At 32.7% G+C, this 21,762-nt stretch carries 17 protein-coding genes; 5 read left to right on the forward strand and 12 right to left on the reverse strand.

Features of this window, described 5'->3' with window-relative positions:
- The first annotated feature begins 4 nt into the window (after positions 1-4).
- Positions 5-499, forward strand: a complete 495-nt coding sequence (locus tag QM746_RS14715; RefSeq protein WP_414984909.1) for a GNAT family N-acetyltransferase — start codon at positions 5-7, stop codon at positions 497-499.
- 9 nt (positions 500-508) lie between these two features.
- Positions 509-1,225 carry a hypothetical protein gene (locus tag QM746_RS14720; protein ID WP_414984910.1) on the forward strand — a complete coding sequence of 239 codons (717 nt, stop codon included), beginning with the start codon at positions 509-511 and terminating at the stop codon, positions 1,223-1,225.
- On the opposite strand, the gene recG is transcribed toward QM746_RS14720, so the two are convergent.
- From recG to QM746_RS14750, 6 genes are all read right to left on the reverse strand, one after another.
- Entirely contained in the window at positions 1,222-3,315 is a 2,094-nt protein-coding gene (gene recG / locus QM746_RS14725; RefSeq protein WP_414984911.1) for an ATP-dependent DNA helicase RecG, read from the reverse strand. The two genes, QM746_RS14720 and recG, sit on opposite strands and share 4 nt — an antisense overlap.
- Before the next feature lie 64 nt (positions 3,316-3,379).
- Entirely contained in the window at positions 3,380-3,937 is a 558-nt protein-coding gene (locus tag QM746_RS14730; protein ID WP_414984912.1) for a hypothetical protein, read from the reverse strand.
- Between the two features lie 256 nt (positions 3,938-4,193).
- Positions 4,194-4,730 (reverse strand): thioredoxin family protein, encoded by a 537-nt coding sequence (locus QM746_RS14735; protein ID WP_414984913.1) that lies wholly within the window; start codon positions 4,728-4,730, stop codon positions 4,194-4,196.
- Between the two features lie 17 nt (positions 4,731-4,747).
- Positions 4,748-6,226, reverse strand: a complete 1,479-nt coding sequence (locus QM746_RS14740; protein WP_414984914.1) for a peptide MFS transporter — start codon at positions 6,224-6,226, stop codon at positions 4,748-4,750.
- An 81-nt stretch (positions 6,227-6,307) separates the two neighbouring features.
- Entirely contained in the window at positions 6,308-8,026 is a 1,719-nt protein-coding gene (locus tag QM746_RS14745; RefSeq protein WP_414984915.1) for a peptide MFS transporter, read from the reverse strand.
- Positions 8,027-8,149: 123 nt separating this feature from the next.
- Positions 8,150-9,853 carry a peptide MFS transporter gene (locus tag QM746_RS14750; RefSeq protein ID WP_414984916.1) on the reverse strand — a complete coding sequence of 568 codons (1,704 nt, stop codon included), beginning with the start codon at positions 9,851-9,853 and terminating at the stop codon, positions 8,150-8,152.
- 108 nt (positions 9,854-9,961) lie between these two features.
- On the opposite strand from QM746_RS14750, the gene QM746_RS14755 reads away from it, so the two are divergent.
- A complete protein-coding gene (locus QM746_RS14755; RefSeq protein ID WP_414984917.1) occupies positions 9,962-10,084 on the forward strand; it encodes a hypothetical protein in 123 nt (40 codons plus the stop codon).
- A 13-nt stretch (positions 10,085-10,097) separates the two neighbouring features.
- Entirely contained in the window at positions 10,098-10,235 is a 138-nt protein-coding gene (locus QM746_RS14760; RefSeq protein WP_414984918.1) for a hypothetical protein, read from the forward strand.
- 142 nt (positions 10,236-10,377) lie between these two features.
- On the opposite strand, the gene QM746_RS14765 is transcribed toward QM746_RS14760, so the two are convergent.
- From QM746_RS14765 to QM746_RS14785, 5 genes are all read right to left on the reverse strand, one after another.
- A complete protein-coding gene (locus QM746_RS14765; protein ID WP_414984919.1) occupies positions 10,378-12,507 on the reverse strand; it encodes a S9 family peptidase in 2,130 nt (709 codons plus the stop codon).
- Positions 12,508-12,541: 34 nt separating this feature from the next.
- On the reverse strand, positions 12,542-13,582 hold the full coding sequence (locus tag QM746_RS14770) for a glucokinase (RefSeq protein ID WP_414984920.1): 1,041 nt from the start codon (positions 13,580-13,582) through the stop codon (positions 12,542-12,544).
- A gap of 145 nt (positions 13,583-13,727) precedes the next feature.
- The gene (locus QM746_RS14775; protein WP_414984921.1) at positions 13,728-14,384 is read right to left on the reverse strand and encodes a copper homeostasis protein CutC; all 657 of its coding nucleotides are present in this window, start codon (positions 14,382-14,384) and stop codon (positions 13,728-13,730) included.
- A 55-nt stretch (positions 14,385-14,439) separates the two neighbouring features.
- Positions 14,440-15,426 (reverse strand): isoaspartyl peptidase/L-asparaginase family protein, encoded by a 987-nt coding sequence (locus tag QM746_RS14780; protein ID WP_414984922.1) that lies wholly within the window; start codon positions 15,424-15,426, stop codon positions 14,440-14,442.
- 2 nt (positions 15,427-15,428) lie between these two features.
- Positions 15,429-17,024: a beta-N-acetylhexosaminidase gene (locus tag QM746_RS14785; RefSeq protein WP_414984923.1), complete on the reverse strand. Its 1,596-nt coding sequence runs from the start codon at positions 17,022-17,024 to the stop codon at positions 15,429-15,431.
- A 49-nt stretch (positions 17,025-17,073) separates the two neighbouring features.
- On the opposite strand from QM746_RS14785, the gene QM746_RS14790 reads away from it, so the two are divergent.
- On the forward strand, positions 17,074-19,857 hold the full coding sequence (locus QM746_RS14790) for a GH92 family glycosyl hydrolase (RefSeq protein WP_414984924.1): 2,784 nt from the start codon (positions 17,074-17,076) through the stop codon (positions 19,855-19,857).
- A gap of 52 nt (positions 19,858-19,909) precedes the next feature.
- Here the strand turns inward: QM746_RS14790 and glgP are convergent, their stop codons facing one another.
- Entirely contained in the window at positions 19,910-21,562 is a 1,653-nt protein-coding gene (gene glgP, locus QM746_RS14795) for an alpha-glucan family phosphorylase (protein WP_414984925.1), read from the reverse strand.
- Positions 21,563-21,762 lie beyond the last annotated feature (200 nt).

Consider the following 21,762-nt stretch of genomic DNA (forward strand, 5'->3'; position numbering starts at 1 on the left):
TTTTATGATGAAAATTACCAAAGCAACTATAGAAAATATTCCTTTAATTAAGGAAATTGCAGAAAAATCTTGGAGAAAACATTATCCAGGAATTCTTTCTAACGAACAAATTGAATACATGCTAGAACAAATGTATTCTAAAACTGAACTCCAAAATCATTTTGAAAATCCAAATTATCATTATTATTTATTAAGTGATGACGAAAATTTTCTTGGAATAATGGGTTTTGAAAATCACTATCAAAAAGACACCACAAAACTTCACCGAATTTATCTTTTAGAAGAAGCTAAAGGAAAAGGAGTAGGTAAATTTGCCATAAATTTCTTAAAAAATAAAGCTAAAGAATCTGGCGACCTAAGAATTATTTTGGCCGTTAACAAACAAAATTCGTCTTATCATTTTTACACTTCACAAGGTTTCAAAATATATGAAGAAGGCGTTTTCGAAATCGGAAATGGATACGTAATGGATGATTATTTAATGGAATTTAATTTATAAATTAGCTCTATGAAAAAACTAATAATTTTAACAATCTTTTTATGGGTTTACAACGTCGAAGCTCAAACAAAAGCAATAACAGACGAAGGAAAAGAAGTAGTTCTTTTTGAAAATGAAACTTGGAAATTTGTAAACGAAAGCGATGCTAAAACATTAGAAACAATTACAACTAATGAAACTGCTTTTTCAAAAGATAAAAGTGCTACATTTTTATTAAAAAGTAAAAAAGTAGATGCTGGAATTTATTTTGACCCTAAAACATGGAAAACAACTTCGCTATTAAAATCTCCTTTTGTAGAATATACTTTTATAAACCCTGAGAATGATGGTTTAATAGGAATGTTTGTCTCTGAAAGCATAGAAATTCCTACTTTAAAAAATTTAAAAGATTTACAAGTTTCTTTAATTGAAAAAAGAGCAGATTATTTCAAATTAAAAGAATCTGAATACAGAACTGTAAATGGACTAAAAGTTCTATACATGAGATACATTGCCAATACTAAAGGTATGGATTTTGAGTATCAAGGTTACTTTTACATCACAGAAAGTGGTTATTGTTCTGCTTTAACTTATTCTCAACAGAAAAATTTTAAAAAACTAAAACCTAAAATGGATGCTTTTATCAACGGATTGGTAAAAGTTGAAAAATCTGCTGCTAAAGATACAGTAGAAGTGTACCAAGCACCACCAAAACCTATGCCTGCTTCTCCCAAAAAGAAAAATTAAGAAATCTTCCCCCATTTGTTTTTGCCTTTATATTGTTTTATATAGTAATTTTTTAGATTTTGATATTCAGGATTTTGTAGTGAAGGATCTGTATTTATTAGATTCTCCACCGTAGATTTTGCGGCTTTTATAATATTGCCATCGTTTACCATATCCAAACGTTTAAAATCTACTATCCCACTTTGTTGAGTCCCAAGAATATCACCAGGACCGCGCAATTGCATATCAACTTCAGAAATTTTAAAGCCATCATTGGTTTCTACCATTGTTTTGATGCGTTTTCTAGATTCGGCAGAAAGCTTGTCTCCCGTCATCAAAATACAATAGCTCTGTTCTGCACCACGTCCTACTCTACCTCGCAACTGATGAAGCTGAGACAAGCCAAAACGTTCGGCACTTTCTATAATCATTACCGAAGCATTCGGTACATTTACGCCCACTTCAATTACTGTTGTAGCCACCATTATTTCTGCTTTTCCTTTAGCGAAATATTGCATCGCGGCTTCTTTGTCATCGGCTTTCATTTTGCCATGAAGCATAGAAATTTGATAATCAGGAATTGGAAAAACCTCAGCAATATGCTCAAAACCTTCCATTAAATTTTTATAATCTAATGTTTCAGATTCCTCAATCAAAGGATATACAAAATACACTTGTCTGCCTTTTGCAATCTCTTCTTTCGCAAAACCATACACCGAATTTCTATCTTTTTCTCTTCTGTGAGCCGTAATTATTGGTTTTCTGCCAACTGGCATTTCATCTATCATCGAAACATCCAAATCTGAGTAATAACTCATTGCCAAAGTTCTGGGAATTGGTGTTGCCGTCATTACCAAAATATGTGGCGGAATTCTGTTTTTAGCCCAAAGTTTTGCGCGTTGTGCCACCCCGAATCTGTGTTGTTCATCTATAATTGCTAAACCTAGATTTTTAAATTTAACCACATCTTCCAAAACAGCGTGAGTGCCAACCAAAATAGAAAGTTCTCCGTTCAAAAGTTCTTCGTGAATGATTTTTCTTTCGGCATTTTTGGTAGAACCTGTGAGTAATCTTACTTTCACATTGGTTTCCTTCAACAAATCTGCTATGGAATTAAAATGTTGCGTCGCCAAAATTTCCGTTGGCGCCATCATACAACTCTGGAAACCGTTATCCATCGCGAGAAGCATCGCCAAAAGTGCCACCATCGTTTTGCCAGAACCTACATCACCTTGCAACAATCGGTTCATTTGGATAGGCTTTTTCAAATCGTTTCTAATTTCCTTTAAAACTCTTTTTTGAGCATTAGTGAGTTCGAAAGGAAGAAAATTTTCGTAGAATAAATTGAAATTCTCCCCCACTTTTGGGAAAGGATTTCCAACGGCAAAACTCTTGTTGTATTTTTTTTTGAGCGCATATCCTAACTGAAAAAAGAATGCTTCTTCAAATTTCAACCTTCTATCTGCATGTTTTGCATAGTCTGCATTTACAGGAAAATGAATATTGAGATACGCTTCTTGTCTGCTCATCAATTTCAAAGATTTCATCAAAGAAAAAGGTAAATTTTCTTGAATTAAATTCGGAATTTGAGAAATAATATTGGCTAAAGTATTTTGAAAAAATTTCTGATTTAAACCTCTTTTGGTAAGTTTTTCCGAACTTGAATAGATAGGACGAAGCCTTTCTTCCGCAGATTTTTTATCCTCTAACTCAATTTCTGGATGCGCCATAGAAAAACTGTGATTAAACTCCTGAACTCGTCCGAAAATATAAACTTCTCTATTCACAGGAATTTGCTCTAGCATCCATTTGGTATATTGAAACCACACCAAATCTAGTGTCCCTGTGGCATCTGTAAATTTTCCCGAAAGTCGTTTTTTGCCTTTAGCATACGTTACTTCTTGCAGTTCTGTAATTCTACCTTTCAGTTGGATTTCAACATTATCTTCTTTTAAATCAGCTATTTTATAGACTTTAGATTTATCCAAATACCTCAAAGGAAAAAAGTGCAAAAAATCTTCCACCGTTCTAATATCTAAGATATTAGCAATTAATTTGGCACGTTCTGTACCAATTCCTTTTAAAAATTCTATGGAAGCGTCGAGTGTCAATGGTGAATTTTCTTTACAGTAAAAAGTGAATTTTATGGTGTGAAAATACGGAAAAATGAGGAAATTATAAGTTTCTCTTTTTATATGAATAAAAAATTGCGACAATTAATCCTAAAATTCCACCAAAAAAATTAAAAGCATCCATTGTCCCTGCAGTAATATAATTTTCATAATCATTCAGCTTATCTGGAATAAAACACCAATCTGCAAAATAATATTTTGGTAATTTACTTATAATTAAAGACCCTAAAATAAAACCTATAATCGCAGAAAAAACAGTGATTAAACTTGAAATCAACATTGCTAGAACAGAAGTTTTCAAAAACATTTTCCATGTATTTTGAATTAAATTAAAAATAACAATAATTAATCCCGAAATTAATGGAAACCACCAAGTTGAGAGAAAAGTTACTAATACTACTAAAATTCTTGGATGTATTATTCTACTATCACCTTCAACTTGAACAAGATTATACTGTAAAAATATATATTTTGTATAATATTCTGAAGAAATTGTAAAAGTAATTTGATCATGAATTATCCCATAAATCCCAGCAATTAAGGCAGATAAAATTGCAATTAAAATTATAGCAAAAAAATTATGTAATTTGTTTTCAGACATCATTAAATTATTTAATAAAAGTAAGAAAGACTTTCTAAAAAAGAAAGCCTTTTGTAATATTTTTCAACTAAAGACAAATTAATCTTTAAACTTATAAAAACGAACTAAAGTAAGTTTCTATTGATAGAATTTATGAATAATTCAACAGATTGCTTCGTCATTTCGCTACGCTACATTCCTCGCAATGATGACAAAAAACCTAAAACTTAAAACTCGAAACTTTCTCAACTTCCATCTTCCGACATCCGACTTCGGACTACTCTTTAATTTTCGATTTGAATTTTTTCTGATAATTTTCCCATTGCTCTCGGGTTTTTATACTCTTGTATTGATTGTTAGCAATCATACTAAGGTAAGGCTCTAATTCTTTTGCCGAAAATTTCCCCATCAAATTGGTTATAGATTGTAGGTTTTCATCTAAAAAAATAAGCGTTGGATAGGCATTAATATTCATGAATTTAGCAAATTGATGCATTGCATTTTTACTCTGTGCATTTACATGATAATCAGGATTTTTAAAAACTCTATTATACATATTTACGGTATCATTTCCTTCTGCATTAAATTTCACTATATAAAATTTATCGTTCAAATATTTTAGAATTTCCGGATGTACAAAAGTATGCTTGTCCATATCTTGACAGGCAACATTCCAATCGGCATAAAAATCTATAATAATTTTTTTAGGATTTTTCTTTTGAGCGGCTATCGCTTGTTCCATAGTCATCCAATTGACCTGAGCAAGGGACAATGTAAAAAATGACAGAAATAAAAACGATAGCACTGTTTTCATACAGTAAATTTATAGAATTAATGAACTTCTTGCATTAATTTTTTCACTAAAGGAGATATCAAAATTAATACCAAACCTGCAATTAGGGCGTAGATTGCTAATTGATAATATCCATCTGTGTAAGACTGCAATTTAGACATTAAATCACTTCCTGTATTAGATTCGGAAATTTCTGCTCCTAATTTCCCTGCCGCCAATTGTCCGAAAGCACTTGCTAAAAACCATAATCCCATCATCATTCCAAATAATCTTTTGGGAGATAATTTTGTAATAATAGACATTCCTATTGGTCCTAAACATAATTCACCTATTGTTGTAACCAAATAAGCTAGTGTGAAAATACCAAGAGAAGTCTTTCCTAATGAGTCTGCAAAAAATTTAGTGTAATAAAAAATATAAAAAGATGCAGATAAAAACAAAAATCCTATCCCAAATTTAATTAAAGTATTTGGTTCAATTTTTCTTTTTGCTAACCACACCCAAAGTAAACCAATTAAAGGACTTAAAACAATAACAAAAAGTGTATTAGAACTATTGTTAACTGCATTAGGATCAATAGTTAAGCCGAGAAGTTTATCATTAAGATTATATTTTGCAAAAAGTGATAATGAACCACCACTTTGTTCGTAAATTGCATTGAACAGAAAATAGAAAAAGATAAACACAAAAGCTGCAACAATTTTTTTCTGAGCACTTAATTCACCTATCCTAAATACTTCGTATAGAAAATAAGCTATTGCAATGATGCCAATAGTGTACATAAAATAATCTGTATAATCTGTATTTTTAACCATTATAAAAATTAATGGGATACTCAAAAGAGAAAGAGCATATACAAGTATTTCCTTTGTTAACCTTTTGCTTTTTGAAAGATGATTAAGTGGAGAATTTCCTATTGGACCTAATTTACTCTTTGTAAACAAAAAAGTTAACAATCCTAAGACCATTACGATTGCTGATGATAAAAAACAAAGTTGCCAAGAATAGTATTTACCTAAATAAATACATAAAATCCCTCCTAAAAAGCCTCCTACATTAATTCCTGCATAAAACATCCCATATCCAGCATCTCTTCTTGGATCATCTTCATGGTAAAGCTCTCCAACCATAGAAGAAACATTAGGTTTAAAAAAACCTGTACCTATTATTGAAAAGGCAATTCCATAATAGAATAGTTCTTTTGGAGCAATTGCAATTAATAAATTGCCTAAAATCATTACCATCCCTCCAAAAAACAAAGATTTTTTAAACCCTAGAACTTTATCAGCAAAAATTCCTCCTATAAATGTAAAAGCATATACAAATGCTTGTATTGCACCATATTGTAAATTAGCTACACCGTCTTTTAAAAGCAATTGATCTACCATAAAATAAGTAAGAACACCTCTCATTCCGTAGAAACAAAAACGTTCCCACATTTCTACTGTAAATAATGACCAAAGTTGCTTAGGATATTTTCCTTTAAAATTCTGTATTTGTTCTAATGTTAATTCCATTATATCTTAAATTTTTAAGTAACGAAAATAAAAAAAACCACCGAATATTCGGTGGTTTTTTGTGATATATTATTCTGATAATTATTTTATACCGTGCATCATTTTTTTCAAAATAGGAGAAATAGATGCTAAAATTACTGCTGCAATACCGCAAAGAATTACAAAAACCATAAAGAATTCAAATAAATTATGAATTTCGAATCCTGCAAAAGTTTTATATGCTGTAGGTAATTGTTCTTTTACAAAGAAAGCAGTTTGTTCTGCCGTTAGAGTTACTTTTTTATCTAAAACGTCTTGAAGATTTACACCAATTTCTTTAGCTTTTTGAAATTTATCTCCAGTTGCTGGTAAAATTGCTCCTAAAGTTCCGGCTAATGCATAACCAGCAGCATTAGAAATAAAGAAAACTCCGTACAATAAAGATGCAAATCTTTTTGGCGCTAATTTCCCTACCAAAGAAAGACCAATTGGTGATAAACATAATTCGCCACATGTTTGGATAAAATATAGAAGAACTAACCATTTAATAGCTAACAAACCATCGTTTCCTAAATCTTTTACATTATGAGCAATAATGAAATAAGATAAAGCAATAAGAGCAAGACCAAAAGCTTGTTTCAACGGAGAAATAGGTTCTTTCCCTTTTTCTCTTAATTTATCCCAAATAATACTAAAAGGAACCGCCAAAAGCACTACAAAAATTCCATTAAAGATTTGAACCATAGAAGCTGGCATTTCCCAACCGAATAAAAAGTGTCTGTCTGTTTGGTTAGATGCGATAAAAGTAAGTGAAGAACCCGCTTGTTCGAATGCTGCCCAGAAGAAGATAATAAAGAACGAAATAATATAAATTACCCAAATTCTTTGTTTTTCTACTTTGTTTTCGGCAGAACTCATAATTAAAAACGCCAAAGAAATACCCGCAGAATAGATAAAAGGATAGATAATTCCTTTCACCAATTGCCCCATTTCCATAGCTCCAAACCCGAATTCACCAACTAGAAAATATCTGAAAACAAAAAACATAATTACAAATAACACACTTGTAATCCCGATAGATTGCCCTGAGAAATTTGCTGTTTGAGTTTCCCCATCCTCAAGACTTTCATCTGCTTTATTTTTTGAAGGCAAATCTCCAATCGCTTTTCCTTCTGGCGTTACCACATATTTATCTTTAAGGAAAAAGAAAATAAAAGTACCAAGCAACATTGCAATTGCTGCCATTAAATATCCCCATTTAAAAACGTAAGGATCTTGTACTCCGTTTACTTTTACATCTGCAATAAGTGGTACAAAATATTGGCTCAAAAGTGCTCCTATATTAATCCCCATGTAGAAAATAGTAAAAGCAGAGTCTAATTTTGTTTTTTGTGAGGCAGGATATAAACTTCCAACCATAGAAGAAATATTAGGTTTGAAAAAACCATTTCCAAAGATGATTACCAATAATCCCAACCAAAATATGGCCTTTGAAGATTCTAAACTCGTACTAAATGAAATTGCACTATAAAACAACAAAAGTTGCCCAATTGCCATTAATGTTCCGCCGAGCATAATACAATATCTGTTTCCAAGATATTTATCTGCAATAAAACCTCCCAAAAGCGGTGTAAGATAACATAACGCTAAAAATCCGCCATAAATAATTGAGGCATTAGATTCTCCTAGCATTAAAGCATTAACCATAAAAAGACTTAAAATAGCACGCATTCCGTAGAAATTGAAACGCTCCCACATTTCTGTACTAAATAAAACCCAAAGACCTTTAGGATGTCTCGACTGAGCTTGAACTGTATCCATATTTTTATTAATTGTTAAATTTTTATTAAGATTAGCAAATATAGTTTATTTTGAAAAACTATAGGAGGTAATTGCACAAAAAAATCGCAGTAAAAACTGCGATTTATCATCATTTTATTATATTTATACTCCTTTTTCTTTCATTATGGCATTCAATCTTTTTAGCATGCTTAATCCTAAAATGGTTGCAAAAATCAACAAACCGAAATTCACCAAAAAGTAATATTCTTTGTTGTCATAATTATACCAAGTACTGGCTAAAATCCCCGAAAGTTTATTCCCGACGGAATTCGCCAAAAAGAAACCTCCCATCATTAAAGCGGTAATTCTGGTTGGCGATAATTTAGAAACCACAGACAATCCCATCGGAGAAAGACACAACTCCCCAATGGTAACCACACCGTAACTTGCTACCAACCAAAGTGGCGAAACTTTTACAGCTCCGTTACCTCCTGCAAAAACAGCAAATACCATTACCAAACAAGATAAGGAAGTAATAAATAATCCTATCATAATTTTGGTAGGTGTAGTGGGTTCTTTTTTCCTTTTCCTCAGAAACGCCCAAAATGCAACCACTACTGGCGTTAAAGCAATTACCCAAAACGGATTAATAGATTGAAACAATTCGGTATTATAAAGATAAACCTTCTGGTCTGGATTTTTTTCTAATTCAGCTTTCTTTTCTGGAGCTATATTTCTAAAATAAATATCTTTCCCTGTGGTTTTCAAGGTTTTTCCGTCTTCACCTTTCTCTGTTCTGAATTCATTATCATAAATTGGAACTTCTTTATTTACAAAACTCAAACCATTTCTTCCTTTTTTACCATTCTCATCTTTATCGCCATCAATCATATAAATTGATTTTAATGGATTAACCAATGGTTTTGAAATTTCTCTATCCGTATAATAATTCGCCCAACGCGTTAAAGCAGTACCATTTTGTTTAAAAATTGCCCAAAAAAACATACTCACCAAAAAGATAGAAAGCAACGCTCCAATTGGTCTTTTTTCTTCGGAATTGGCTTTAAAATACAACGAAGCATAAAAATAAATAACAGGGACACAAGCAAAAATAAAGGCATCGGTATTGGTACTCCCGAAAATGGTTTTTCCTAAAATTAAAGTAGGCACTACCCAACCAATTACTCCAGCAATAATGGCTGGTAAGAAAACTTTAGACAAAACATCAGAAATTTTGGTATCACCTTTTTCTGCAGGTTTCATTTCAGAAGCTTTTTTCACGTGTTTTAATCCGAATGAAAAGATAATTAATCCTAAAAACATTCCTATTCCTGCGGTGATGAAAGCTTCTCCCCAACCGAATTTATTTCTCATAAATGCCGCAATAATATTACAAACAAAAGCTCCAATATTAATCCCCATATAGAAAATATTGTAACCCGTATCTTTTTTGTCTTTGTATTCTGGCTCGGAATAAAGATTTCCCAAAAGTGTAGAAATTGTAGGTTTAAAGAATCCATTTCCTACGATTATTAATCCTAAAGAAGTATAAAAAAGTGGCAAATCTTTGAAAATTCCCAATCCTATATAACCAACTCCCATTAAAAAACCACCCAAATAAATAGATTTTACATATCCTAAAACTCTATCTGCCAAAAAACCTCCCAAAAACGGAGTGAGATAAGTAAGCGCAATATAAGTACCGAAAATATCGTCTGCAACTTTATCTGGAAGTCCTAATCCACCACCAATACCTTCTGGTTCAATAGCATAGAGTACAAAAATTCCTAAAATTAAATAATAACCAAATCTTTCCCACATTTCTGTGAAAAATAAAAACGGTAAACCTTTTGGATGTTGTTTCATAAATCGTAATTGATAACTGTTAATTAATAATCATCTTATTCTTCAAAAATAGTTTTTTTAATTTAATTCGAAAATTTTTCTAACTTTGATTAACTAAAAAGTTAAAAAATGGAAATCACAATAAAAGACCTTGAAAATAATCTAAAGACTTTACCAAAAGAACTACTGGGCAATGTAAATGATTATATCGATTTTTTGAAAGAAAAATATTTGAATAAAGAAAAAAAATAATTCGTCCGAAAGAATGCAAGAAGAAACATTCAAACTCACTGAAAATCAGAAAAAAAATTTAGACAATCAAGAAAATTTAGATGATTCTGAGTTTCAAGACCACGATGAATTTTTAGCTGAACTAAAGAATGAATATGGATTACAAAATTAGGATTTCGCCAATTATTAAAATTTACAAAAAAATAAGTTTTTAGCTAAATCCAACGAAATTTTCATAAAAAAAGCGGACTAAAGTCCGCTCTTATAGATATATTTTATAATCGTCCGTCTTCCAACATCCAACATCCAACTTTCTACAAATTCTCCAAAATAAAATCTGTCATTTTTTGGTACAATTGAGGTCTTGTTTGTCCACCGTAAATTCCGTGGTTTTTGTCTGGATACGCCATAAACTCAAATTGCTTTTTCCCTTGAATTAATGCTTCCGAAAATTCCATAGAATTTTGAAAATGTACGTTATCATCGGCTGTTCCATGAATTAACAAAAATTTTCCTTTCAATAAATTAGCAAAAGTAGTTGGCGAATTTTGGTCGTAACCATCAGGGTTTTCTTGTGGTGTTTGCAAAAATCTTTCGGTGTAGATAGAATCGTAATATCTCCAATTGGTAACTGGCGCTACAGCAATTCCTGCTTTGAAAACATCAGCACCTTTCGTCATGGCCAAACTCGTCATATAGCCGCCAAAGCTCCAACCGAAAATCCCGATTCTAGATTTATCAATATAAGATTGTTTCCCGAACCATTTTGCAGCTGCAATTTGATCTTCAATTTCGTATTTTCCTAAGTTTTTGTAGGTTACTTTTTTGAATTTTGTTCCTTTATAACCCGTTCCACGCCCGTCAACGCACGCTACAATGTATCCTTTTTGAACCAAATGATTGAACCAAAGTCCGTTTCCTCCGTCCCAAGAATTAGAAACCGATTGAGAACCTGGCCCAGAATATTGATACATAAATAAAGGATATTTTTTATTTGGGTCGAAGTTTTTCGGTTTTATGATGTAAGCATTCATTTGGTCTCCCACTTCATTAGGGATGGTAATAAACTCGCGAGTAGCAATGTTATCCGCAGTTAATTTAGACAATAAAGCATCGTTGTTTTGAAGTTCTTTAAGAGATTTTCCGCTGCCATCTTTCAATGTATAAACATTAGGTTTATTAGCGGTAGAACTCGTTTCGATGAAATATTGATAATTTTTAGAAAAATCTGCTCTGTTATTGCCTTCAGCCTGAGAAAGAAGCGTCATTTTTCCGTTAGAAATATTCACTTTAGAAACCACTTTATTTAAGCTTCCTTTTTCTGTAGTTTGAATAAAAACTTCTTTGGTTTTAGGATTAAATCCGTAGTAATCTGTAATTTCCCAATTGCCTTTGGTAACAGGTTTTTTAAGACTTCCTTTAGCATCGAACCAGTACAAATGGCGGAAACCACTTCTTTCAGAAGCCCAAAGAAAAGAATTGTCGTCTAAAAATTCTAAAGTCAAATTATCGGTTTCAATCCAAGCGTTGTCTGTTTCTGAGATTAATTTAGAAACTGCGCCAGTAGAAGTATTTACTTTAAGAATATCAACTTTATTCTGATGTCTGTTGCTTGTTGCCAAAGCTACCTCATCATTTTTTGAAGTACTAAAAACCTGAGGAATGTAGTAATTTTCAAAACTTCCTAAATTCAAATCTAACGTTTTAGCAGAATTTAATTGATACAAATGCGCCGAAACGGTAGAATTAACTTCCCCAGCTTTTGGATATTTGTAAGTCATTAATTTTGGATACAAATTCTTACCGTAAATTGGGATATTGATTTCTGGAACTTTGCTTTCGTCTGATTTTACAAAAATTAGAGCATCGCTTCCTTTGCTCCATTGGTAAAAATCTGCATGCCCGAATTCTTCTTCGTACACCCAATCTCCCAATCCGTTGATGATAGAGTTTTTCTTGCCATCTGTGGTAATCTGAGTGATTTTCCCTGAAGATAAATCTTGATAAAATAAATTATTATCAACAATAAAAGCCACTTTGCTACCATCTGGAGAAAACTTAGGCTCTTGAACAAATTCTCCGTTATTTAAACTAACAATTTGACCAGATTTTAAATCTTTCACATCAAATTTCCCTAAGAAAGAATGTCTGTAGATAGGTTCAGAGTCTTTCTGCAAAAGGATTTTGGATTCGTCATCAGAAAACGTGTAACTTTGGTATCTTCCATCAACAATATTACCAACTTTGTCGGTAGTTTTATAAGAATATTTTACAATTCCGCCTTGTTCTATCACTGCATAATTTTCGCCATCTTTAAGCGAAGCAATTCCAGAAATCCCTTTACCACGATAGTAACCAGAGTAAATTTTGTCTAGCGTAATTTCTTGAGCAAAAGCAATATTTGCCATTACCAAAAAACACGCACTAATGAGTAATTTTTTCATTTTATCAAATTATATTATCTTTAATTTTTTCCTTCTATTCCGAAAAAGCACCATAATAAGCTGCTCCGTACAATCCTGTTTTGCTATTTAAATTCAGATAAATAGGAATTTCTGACAACAGAGGTTCCATTTCATCGCATTTTAAAAAGCTGGCTTCAAATTTATCCTTATTGATGAAATTATAAATTCTAGGCGGAATTCCTCCTCCTAAAACCAAACCACCAGTAGATTTGTAATTCAACACCATATTATTGGCTCTACGTGCCATAAAATCTACAAACATTTCCATCGCCATCACACAAGTTGCATTAAGTTCTCGCATGGCTGTATGGCTAATTACTGCAGATTTATCTGCTTCTTCAGCTAATTTCTGAGTAAGCCAGCCTGGTTCTTCGTGCCCTTTTTCGTCACGTAAAAACTGATAAATTTTATAAATAGCAGGCCCGGAAACCAAACGTTCCCAAATCACAATTTCGCCGTATGTTTTTTGTAAAAACTTCACCAATTCAAATTCCACATCTGTTCGTGGTGCAAATTCGCTATGTCCGCCTTCCGAAGGCATTGGTCTTAAATATTTTCCGTCCCAAAAAAGACAAGCTTCGCCTAAACCAGTTCCTGGAGCTAAAACCGCTAAATGACCACCAATGGTAGGATTACCTTCTCTAATGGTTTTCATAAATTCATCATCTACCTCAGCAAGACCAAAAGAAGTAGCTTCTAAATCATTAACCAAATACACTTTTTCTACGCCCAAATCTCTTCTTAGTTCTCTCGTATCTATTTTATAAACAATATTAGTGGTATAGCAGACACCATCTACAACAGGACCTGCTGCACCAATAGAAACTCTGTCTGGCTTATCATACCCATTTTTCTTAATAAAATCTAGAATAATCTCAGAAAGAGATTTGTAATTATTGGTAACATAAGTGTCTTCTGCTACCAAAACCATTTTGCCGTCTTCCGAAACAAATTTTGCAATATTGGTTTTTGTACCGCCAACATCTGCGGCAATTACATTTAGATTATTATTTTCAGGATTATTAATCTGAGGTAAATACAATGGAAATTTCATAATTTTCTATTTTTTGGGTAATAATTGGGAGGCTTCAAATAAAATTAGTAGAAATAAAAGTACATTTAGTTACAAAAAGACTACCCTTTTTAAAAAGCCCCGATAAAATTAATGATTTTTGAAAAAACAGCATTCATAAAGAAAGTTAAAGTTGAGATTTTAAAGAAACAATCTCATTAAAATCTGGCATTTTACCATTTAAAATTCCAGAGCTGTGAAAACTTTTAGCTTGAGTATAATTTTTAATTTCTGAAACATTAGAAGAGCGCAAACCTCCACCACAAAGAATATCAATTCTATTATTGGCAAGTTCTACTAAGCTTTTTAAAATTTCTTTTCCTTCTGTTACGTTAGATTTTGTACCAGAAGTAAGAATGGTTTTGAAACCACAAGAAATTACTTCTTCTAGAGATTTTTGATAATGATTAACTCTATCAAAAGCTCTGTGAAAAGTACAAGGAAGACCTTCTGCCAATGCTACCAATTCTATATTTTGTGCAAGATTAACTTCTGACTTTTCATCTAAAATTCCAAAAACAAAACCATCAGCTCCTTTTTTTTTGAATTCTAACAATTGATTTTTCATCAATTGAAACTCTTCATTATTATAACAAAAATTTCCACCTCTGGTTCTAATCATCACAAAAACAGGAATAGCTATTTCTTTTTTAAGTTCTAAAAAATCTGAAAGCGAAGGAGTAATTCCGCCCACATCTAAACCTGCACAAAACTCTATCCTATCTGCACCAGCTTTAGCTGCAATAATGGCAGATTCTTTATCAAAACAAGCAATTTCTAACATATATTTTTAGATTTGAGAATCGAGAACCTAGATTCAAGATTGCGTTTTTAAAATTCTAAATTAAGCTTTCAGCATCAATTAAAACATTTCCTTCGGAAGTATAAACCGCATAATTGAAGCCTTTTTGCAAACAAAAAGCTCCCGTTTCACCATTTTTATTCATTGCAATAAAACCAATTTGAGTATCTTTTACATTACGATTTTGGTTTACAAAATTTTTGTAGATTCTTCTCACCGCTTCTTCACAAGCTTGTTGCGGAGATTTACCTTGTCGCATTAATTCTACCACCAAAAAAGAACCACACGTTCTTATCACTTCTTCACCATGACCTGTAGCTGTAGCGGCACCAATTTCGTTATCCACAAAAAGTCCAGCTCCAATGATAGGAGAATCTCCCACTCTACCGTGTAATTTATAAGCCATACCAGAAGTGGTGCAAGCTCCAGAAAGATTACCACTTTCGTCCATAGCTATCATGCCAATAGTATCGTGATTTTCTATATTTACAACAGGTTTATATTCCGAAGTTTTCAACCACTGTTTCCATTCTTTTTCGGAAGTTGGAGTGAGCAAATTCTCTTTCTTAAAACCTTGAGAAACGGCAAATTGCAAGGCTCCATCTCCTACCAACATTACGTGCGGAGTTTTTTCCATCACCGCTCTGGCAACAGAAACAGGATTTTTGATATTTTCGAGACAAGCTACAGAACCAATATTGGCTTTTTCGTCCATAACACAAGCATCTAGCGTTACTCTACCATCTCTATCTGGTCTTCCGCCATAGCCAACACTTCTTTCATCAGGGTCATTTTCTACCAATCTTACCCCAATTTCTACAGCATCTAAAGCTTTTCCTCCTTTAGATAAAATTTTCCAAGCTTCTTCATTGGCTTTCAAACCAAAATTCCAAGTAGAAAGAACTACAGGTTTCTGAATTTTCTTTGGTTTTTGAGGAATAAATTCTTCAGCTTTCCACGGATTGAGTGCTAAAACAGCAGAAAGAACCCCTGCTTTTTTAATGAAATTTCGTCTGTTTGACATTGTTATTTCTTTGGTAAATTTAATGGTTGATTAATAGATTCTTTGCTATAATTAATTTTCAATTGATCCCAAATTGGATATTGACTCTGAACTCTTTTTTTGAAATTAGTAAAATCTGAATTCGTTCCCCACAAAACTTCAGAAAGTGCTGTAATTCTAGGAAAAACCATATATTCTACTTGCTCTGGCGTGGTAATATATTCTGTCCAAACATTGCCTTGAGTTCCCAAAACAAATTTTTTCTTGTCTTCAGCTAATTTCTCTGGAATTACATGGTACGAATACACTTTTTCTGTAGAAGTATAACCTCCAAAAGCAATAGGTTCTGTTTCTGGATTGCCCTGATAATGGTTGAAATAGCAAAAATTACCCGGCGTCATCACCACTTCATGCGAGAAATTGGCCGCCGCAATACCGCCATCCTCTCCACGCCAAGACATCACTCTGGCATTAGGCGCAAGACCACCTTCTAAAATCTCGTCCCAACCGATGATTTCTCTACCGTGTTTGTTCAAGAATTTTTCTATTCTTTGTATAAAATAACTTTGCAACTCGTGTTCGTCTCTCAATCCTTCTTTTTTAATCAGAGCTTGAGCTATTTCGTTGGTTTTCCATTGCGTTTTAGGAGCTTCATCTCCTCCAATGTGAATAATTTTTGATGGAAAAAGATGCATTACTTCTTTCAAAACATTTTCTAAAAATGTAAAAGTCTCTTCTTTTGGACAAAAAATATCGTCAAAAACACCCCATTTCCCAACCACTTCTATTGACTTACCAGTACAGCCCAATTCTGGATATGCTGCAATCGCTGCTGAAGCATGCCCTGGCATTTCAATTTCTGGAATAATGGTAATATGACGTTCCGAAGCGTATTTTACAATTCCTTTAATGTCTTCTTGCGTATAAAAACCACCATATCTTTTTTCTTCAAATTTATTATCGGCATATTTTCCAATCATAGAGCGGTTTCGCCAAGCGCCAATTTCGGTAAGTTTTGGATATTTTTTAATTTCAATTCTCCAGCCTTGGTCGTCTGTAAGATGCCAATGAAAAGTATTCATCTTGTACATTGCCAAGAAATCTATGTATTTTTTGATGAATTCTTTAGGAAAAAAATGCCTCGAAACATCCAAATGCATTCCTCGCCATTGGAATTTCGGAGAATCTGTGATTTCCAGATTTGGAATGGAAGATTTAGACGACAATAACTGAATTAAAGTATTTAAAGCATAAAACTCACCAATATCATCAGTTGATTTTATAAAAACTTTATTTTCATTAATTTTCAAAACGTATTTCCCTTTAGAGAGAAAATTCTCATTTGGAAAAGGAAGCAAAGAAGAAAAACTAATATTTGGTTTATGCCTATCATCCGACAATTCACACTTAATATCAAATTTAGAAAGGATATCTTTGTATAAATAATATTTTTTTGATAAAATACCTTTTTCAAAAATAATTGTTTTTGGCAATTCATAATTTCCAGTTTTAATTTCCACTTTCTGAGGATAAGGAATCAAAGGCAAATCTTGAGCCGATATTTTAGTAAAAAAGAAACAAAATGTAATGATTGCAAAATATCTGAAAAAGGATTTCATAAGGTTTAGAATTATTTTATAATTTTAAAAAATTAAAAATACAGTTTTTATGTCAAAACTTTATAAGATTTATCTATTTTTATTTATATTATTATTCTCTTCGGTCTATTCGCAAAAGAAATTTTCAGAATATGTAAATCCTTTCATCGGAACTGGCGGACATGGACATACTTTTCCGGGAGCTACACTTCCTTTTGGGATGGTACAACTTTCGCCAGACACCAGAATAGACGACAGTTGGGACGGTTGTAGTGGTTATCATTACTCAGATTCTGTAATTTACGGATTCTCGCACACGCACCTCAACGGAACGGGTGTTTCTGATTATGGAGACATTATGCTGATGCCAACCATGGGAAATCCTAGCTTAAACAATAAAGATTATTCGTCTAAATTCTCTCATCAAAACGAAAAAGCAAGCGCTGGCTATTACGAAGTTTTGCTCGATAAATTCAACATAAAAGCAAGATTAACCACAACAACCAGAGTGGGCTACCACGAATATACTTTCAATAATGCCGGACAAGCCAATCTAATTTTAGATTTAAATCATAGAGATAAGCTTTTGGAAGGCGAAGTAAAAGTAGTTGATGATAAAACCATCGAAGTTTTCAGAAGAAGTAAAGCGTGGGCAGAAAATCAATACATTTTTGCAAGAATTGAATTTTCTAAACCCATGAAAATTTCAAAAAGTGATGTAAATAATCCACTCAATATTTTATTCGGAAAAAAAATTAAATATGCCTTCTCTAGCCAAGTTTCAAAAGGTGAAAAAATATTGGTAAAAGTTTCACTTTCTCTCACAGGTTTTGAAGGAGCAGAAAAAAATATGCTTGCCGAAGGAAAATCTTGGAATTTTGAGAGAATTAAGAGAAAAGCAGAAAATTTCTGGAACAAAGAGCTTTCTAAAATTGAAATAGAAACACCAGAAACAGATAAACTCTCCACTTTTTACAGCGCTTTGTATCACGTTTTCACTCAACCCAATATTGCCAATGATGTGGACGGAAAATACAGAGGCAGAGACAACAAAATTCACTCTGCAAATCACGATTATTATACCGTTTTTTCGCTTTGGGACACCTTCAGAGCATATCATCCTTTGATGACTTTAATTGATAAAAAACGAACCGCAGATTTCATCAACACCTTTATTTTACAATACGAACAAAGTAAAAGATTGCCCATTTGGGAACTCGCAAGTAATGAAACCTATTGTATGATTGGTTACCACAGCGTTTCTGTAATTGCAGATGCGATGATAAATGGCGTAACAGGTTTCGACTACGAAAAAGCGTATGAAGCGGCAAAAAATTCTGCTAATAATTTTAATGACTTCGGTATGAAAACCTATCGTGAAAATGGTTTTTTGAGCATTGACGACGAACACGAAAGCGTTTCTAAAACCGTAGAATATGCTTATGACGATTGGTGCATCGCTCAAATGGCTCAATTTTTAAACAAAGCTAATGATTACGAAACGTTCATGAAACGTTCTCAAAGTTGGAAAAATTTATTCGATGAAGACAAAAAATTCATTCGTCCGAAGAAAAATGGAAACTGGAATGAACCTTTTGACCCTAAAGAAATCAACAATAATTTCACCGAAGGAAATGCATGGCATTACACATTTTTTGTTCCTCAAGACATCAATGGAATGATTAAAGCTTATGGTGGTGACGAAGCATTTGAGAAAAAACTCGACCAGATGTTTTCTGAAGAATCTAAAACTACAGGTAGAGAACAAGTGGATGTTACAGGTTTAATTGGGCAATACGCACAAGGGAACGAACCGAGTCATCACGTTGCTTATCTCTACAATTTTGTTGGAAAACCAGAAAAAACCAGAGAAAAAGTGCATTACATTTTAGAAAATTTTTACAAAAATGCTCCAGATGGTTTAATTGGCAATGAAGATTGCGGACAAATGAGCGCTTGGTATGTTTTGAGTTCTATTGGTTTGTACAAAGTAACGCCGGGTTCTACTTATTGGACGACGACTGAACCTTTGTTCAAAAAAATTAAATTAAATCTCGAAGACCATAATTCCGTAATATTCTACAACAAAAACGACATTATCGAATGGCTTTCTAAAACGCCAGTTGCTGAGCCCAGAAAATTAAACGAAATTGTAACTTCGCCTGTTATCAATTCAGAAAAAAGGACTTTTGAAAATGAAGAAAATATTGAAATTGAATCTGCTCTAAACAATAAAACATTTTATGCCATTAACGGGAATAATTTTCAAGAATATACGGGTGATTTTAAGATAAAAGAAACTTCTACGATCAAAGCTTACTCCGAAAACAACAAAGGAGAAAAAAGTGTTGTTGTTTTTTCAAAAATTTATAAGAAACCAAACCATTATTCCATAGAAATTCAATCCAAACCTCATCCTCAATATTTTGCTGGCGGAAACGAAGGTTTAATAGACGGAATTCTTGGTGAGGTAAACTGGCGAAAAGGAGATTGGCATGGTTATCAATCGCAAGATTTTGAAGCGATTATTGATTTAAAAGAACCAAAAGAAATTTCTAAAATATCTTTAGAATTTCTGCAAGATTCCAGAGCTTGGATTATAGCGCCTACTCTAGTAACTATTTACACATCTATAGACAACAAAAACTTTTTAAAAGCCGGAGAAATAATACCACGGGTAAAACCAGATGATATGAATGCACAAACATTCAATATCAATTTATCTTTTGTTACTCAAAAGGCAAAATTTGTAAAAATTATCGCAAAAAACTTCGGAAAACTCCCAGACTGGCATCAAGGAAGTGCTTATAATGGCGAAGCTTATATTTTTATTTCGGAGATTAACATACAATAAAAAAGCGCTTCTAAAAAATTAGAAGCGCTCTTATTTATTTCTGAAAATTGAATTAATACATAATTTGATAATATTCTGCAGCCATTCTATCAGAATTGAACTGTACTTTTACATCATCCATTGCATTTTTCACTACTTGTCTCCATTCGTCTGGTCTATCGTAGTACATTGGTAAGATTTCGTTTTCCAGAATTTCGTATAATTTATTCAAATCATAGTTATCTTGGTCGAAAACACTCATGTTAGCATAATCTCCTTTTGGCACTACAAAAGAATTTACGCCATGATTTGCAAACTCAGGAATCCATCCATCATCTGTAGAAAGGTTTACAGAACCGTTCATAGAAGCCGTCATACCAGATGTACCAGAAGCTTCTCTTGGCACTCTAGGATTGTTCAACCAAACATCAGAACCTTGTTTTAAGCTTTTACTTAAAGATAATTCATAACCTGTAAGCACAGCCATATTTTTGTGATTTTTGCTTTCTTCTACCAAATAATTAAAGGTAGAAATAGCAGAATAATCCATTGGATATGGTTTCCCTGCGAAGATAATCTGTACCGGATATTTACTATTTTCTAATAATCTTGCAAATCTTTCTTTGTCTTGAAGCAATAAATCTGCTCTTTTGTAGCCCGCAAATCTTCTTGCCCAAACCATTGTAAATACGTGCGGATTAAACAATTTACCACATTGGTCTGCTACAATTCTGAAAGTTCTCTTTTTAAGATATTTTTTTCTAAAGTCGAATTCTTCGTTTTCTCTTTCGTCTCTAGCGTTATAAAGCGGTTTATCTGCCCAATATTTATAATCTTGAGCGTTGGTAATTGCTTTTATTTCGCAGATATTAGGATATTTACCCCACATTTCGTTAGAAACTACACCATGAAGTTGAGAAACTCCATTGGCAACTCTTGCCATTCTTAATGCACAAAGAGAGTGATTGAACATATCATTATCTTCTCCTTCAATAGCTTTTACTTCATTTAAGCTAAATCCTGAGAAATAAGACATTTTGTGGCACAGATACACATTGTGTTTTTCGTTACCCGCTTCTTCTGGTGTATGCGTAGTGAAAACTAATTTTTCTTTTACTTTTTCTACATCGCCGTTGTATTTTCTTAGTAAATAGAAAGCAGCAGGAAGACCATGAGCTTCGTTAAGGTGATATACTTCTCTTTCTAGATTCAATTCGTCTAACAATTTAGCACCACCTTTACCTAGTAAAATGTATTGCGCTAATTTTGTAGATTCGTTAGCATCGTATAATCTGTGGCAGATGGTTTTAGAAATATGGTCATTTTCTGGCACATCTGTAGAAAGTAAAAAGATAGGCGCTGTTTTGAAAGTTTCTGGGTTTAGATACCAAACTTTTACCCAAACAGGAGCGTCGTGAATATCAATTTGGAATTTAATCCCTGTATCTTCTAAGAAACTATACATTTTCTTAGTCCAAGTTGGGTTAAGGGTTTGGTCATGATTTCTTGCTTGGTCATAATAACCAAATTTCCATAAAATACCAATTCCTACTAAATCTTGTTTCAGATTATAAGCACTTCTCATGTGAGAACCCGCCAAAAATCCTAGACCTCCACTGTATATTTTTAGCGCCTGGTCAATCGCAAATTCCATAGAAAAGTAGGCCACTTTTTTAGTGTAATCTTTGTTGATGCTGAAAGGCATCGCGTAGTTTTTAAAATCCATTTTCTCGTTTCTTTAAAATCAGATGCAAAGGTATTATATTTTTATAAACCACATCGTTTTCGTATGTTACAAATAAGAAAATATAGTAAAAATCATATTATTCACAATTTTTTAATGTATTTTCATGAGACAATAACAATGAGCTTTTACCCTAATAAACTGATTAATATTAGGTATGACCAATATCATACCAAAAAGTA

The sequence above is a fragment of the Cloacibacterium sp. genome (assembly GCF_047601505.1).
Lineage (GTDB): Bacteria > Bacteroidota > Bacteroidia > Flavobacteriales > Weeksellaceae > Cloacibacterium.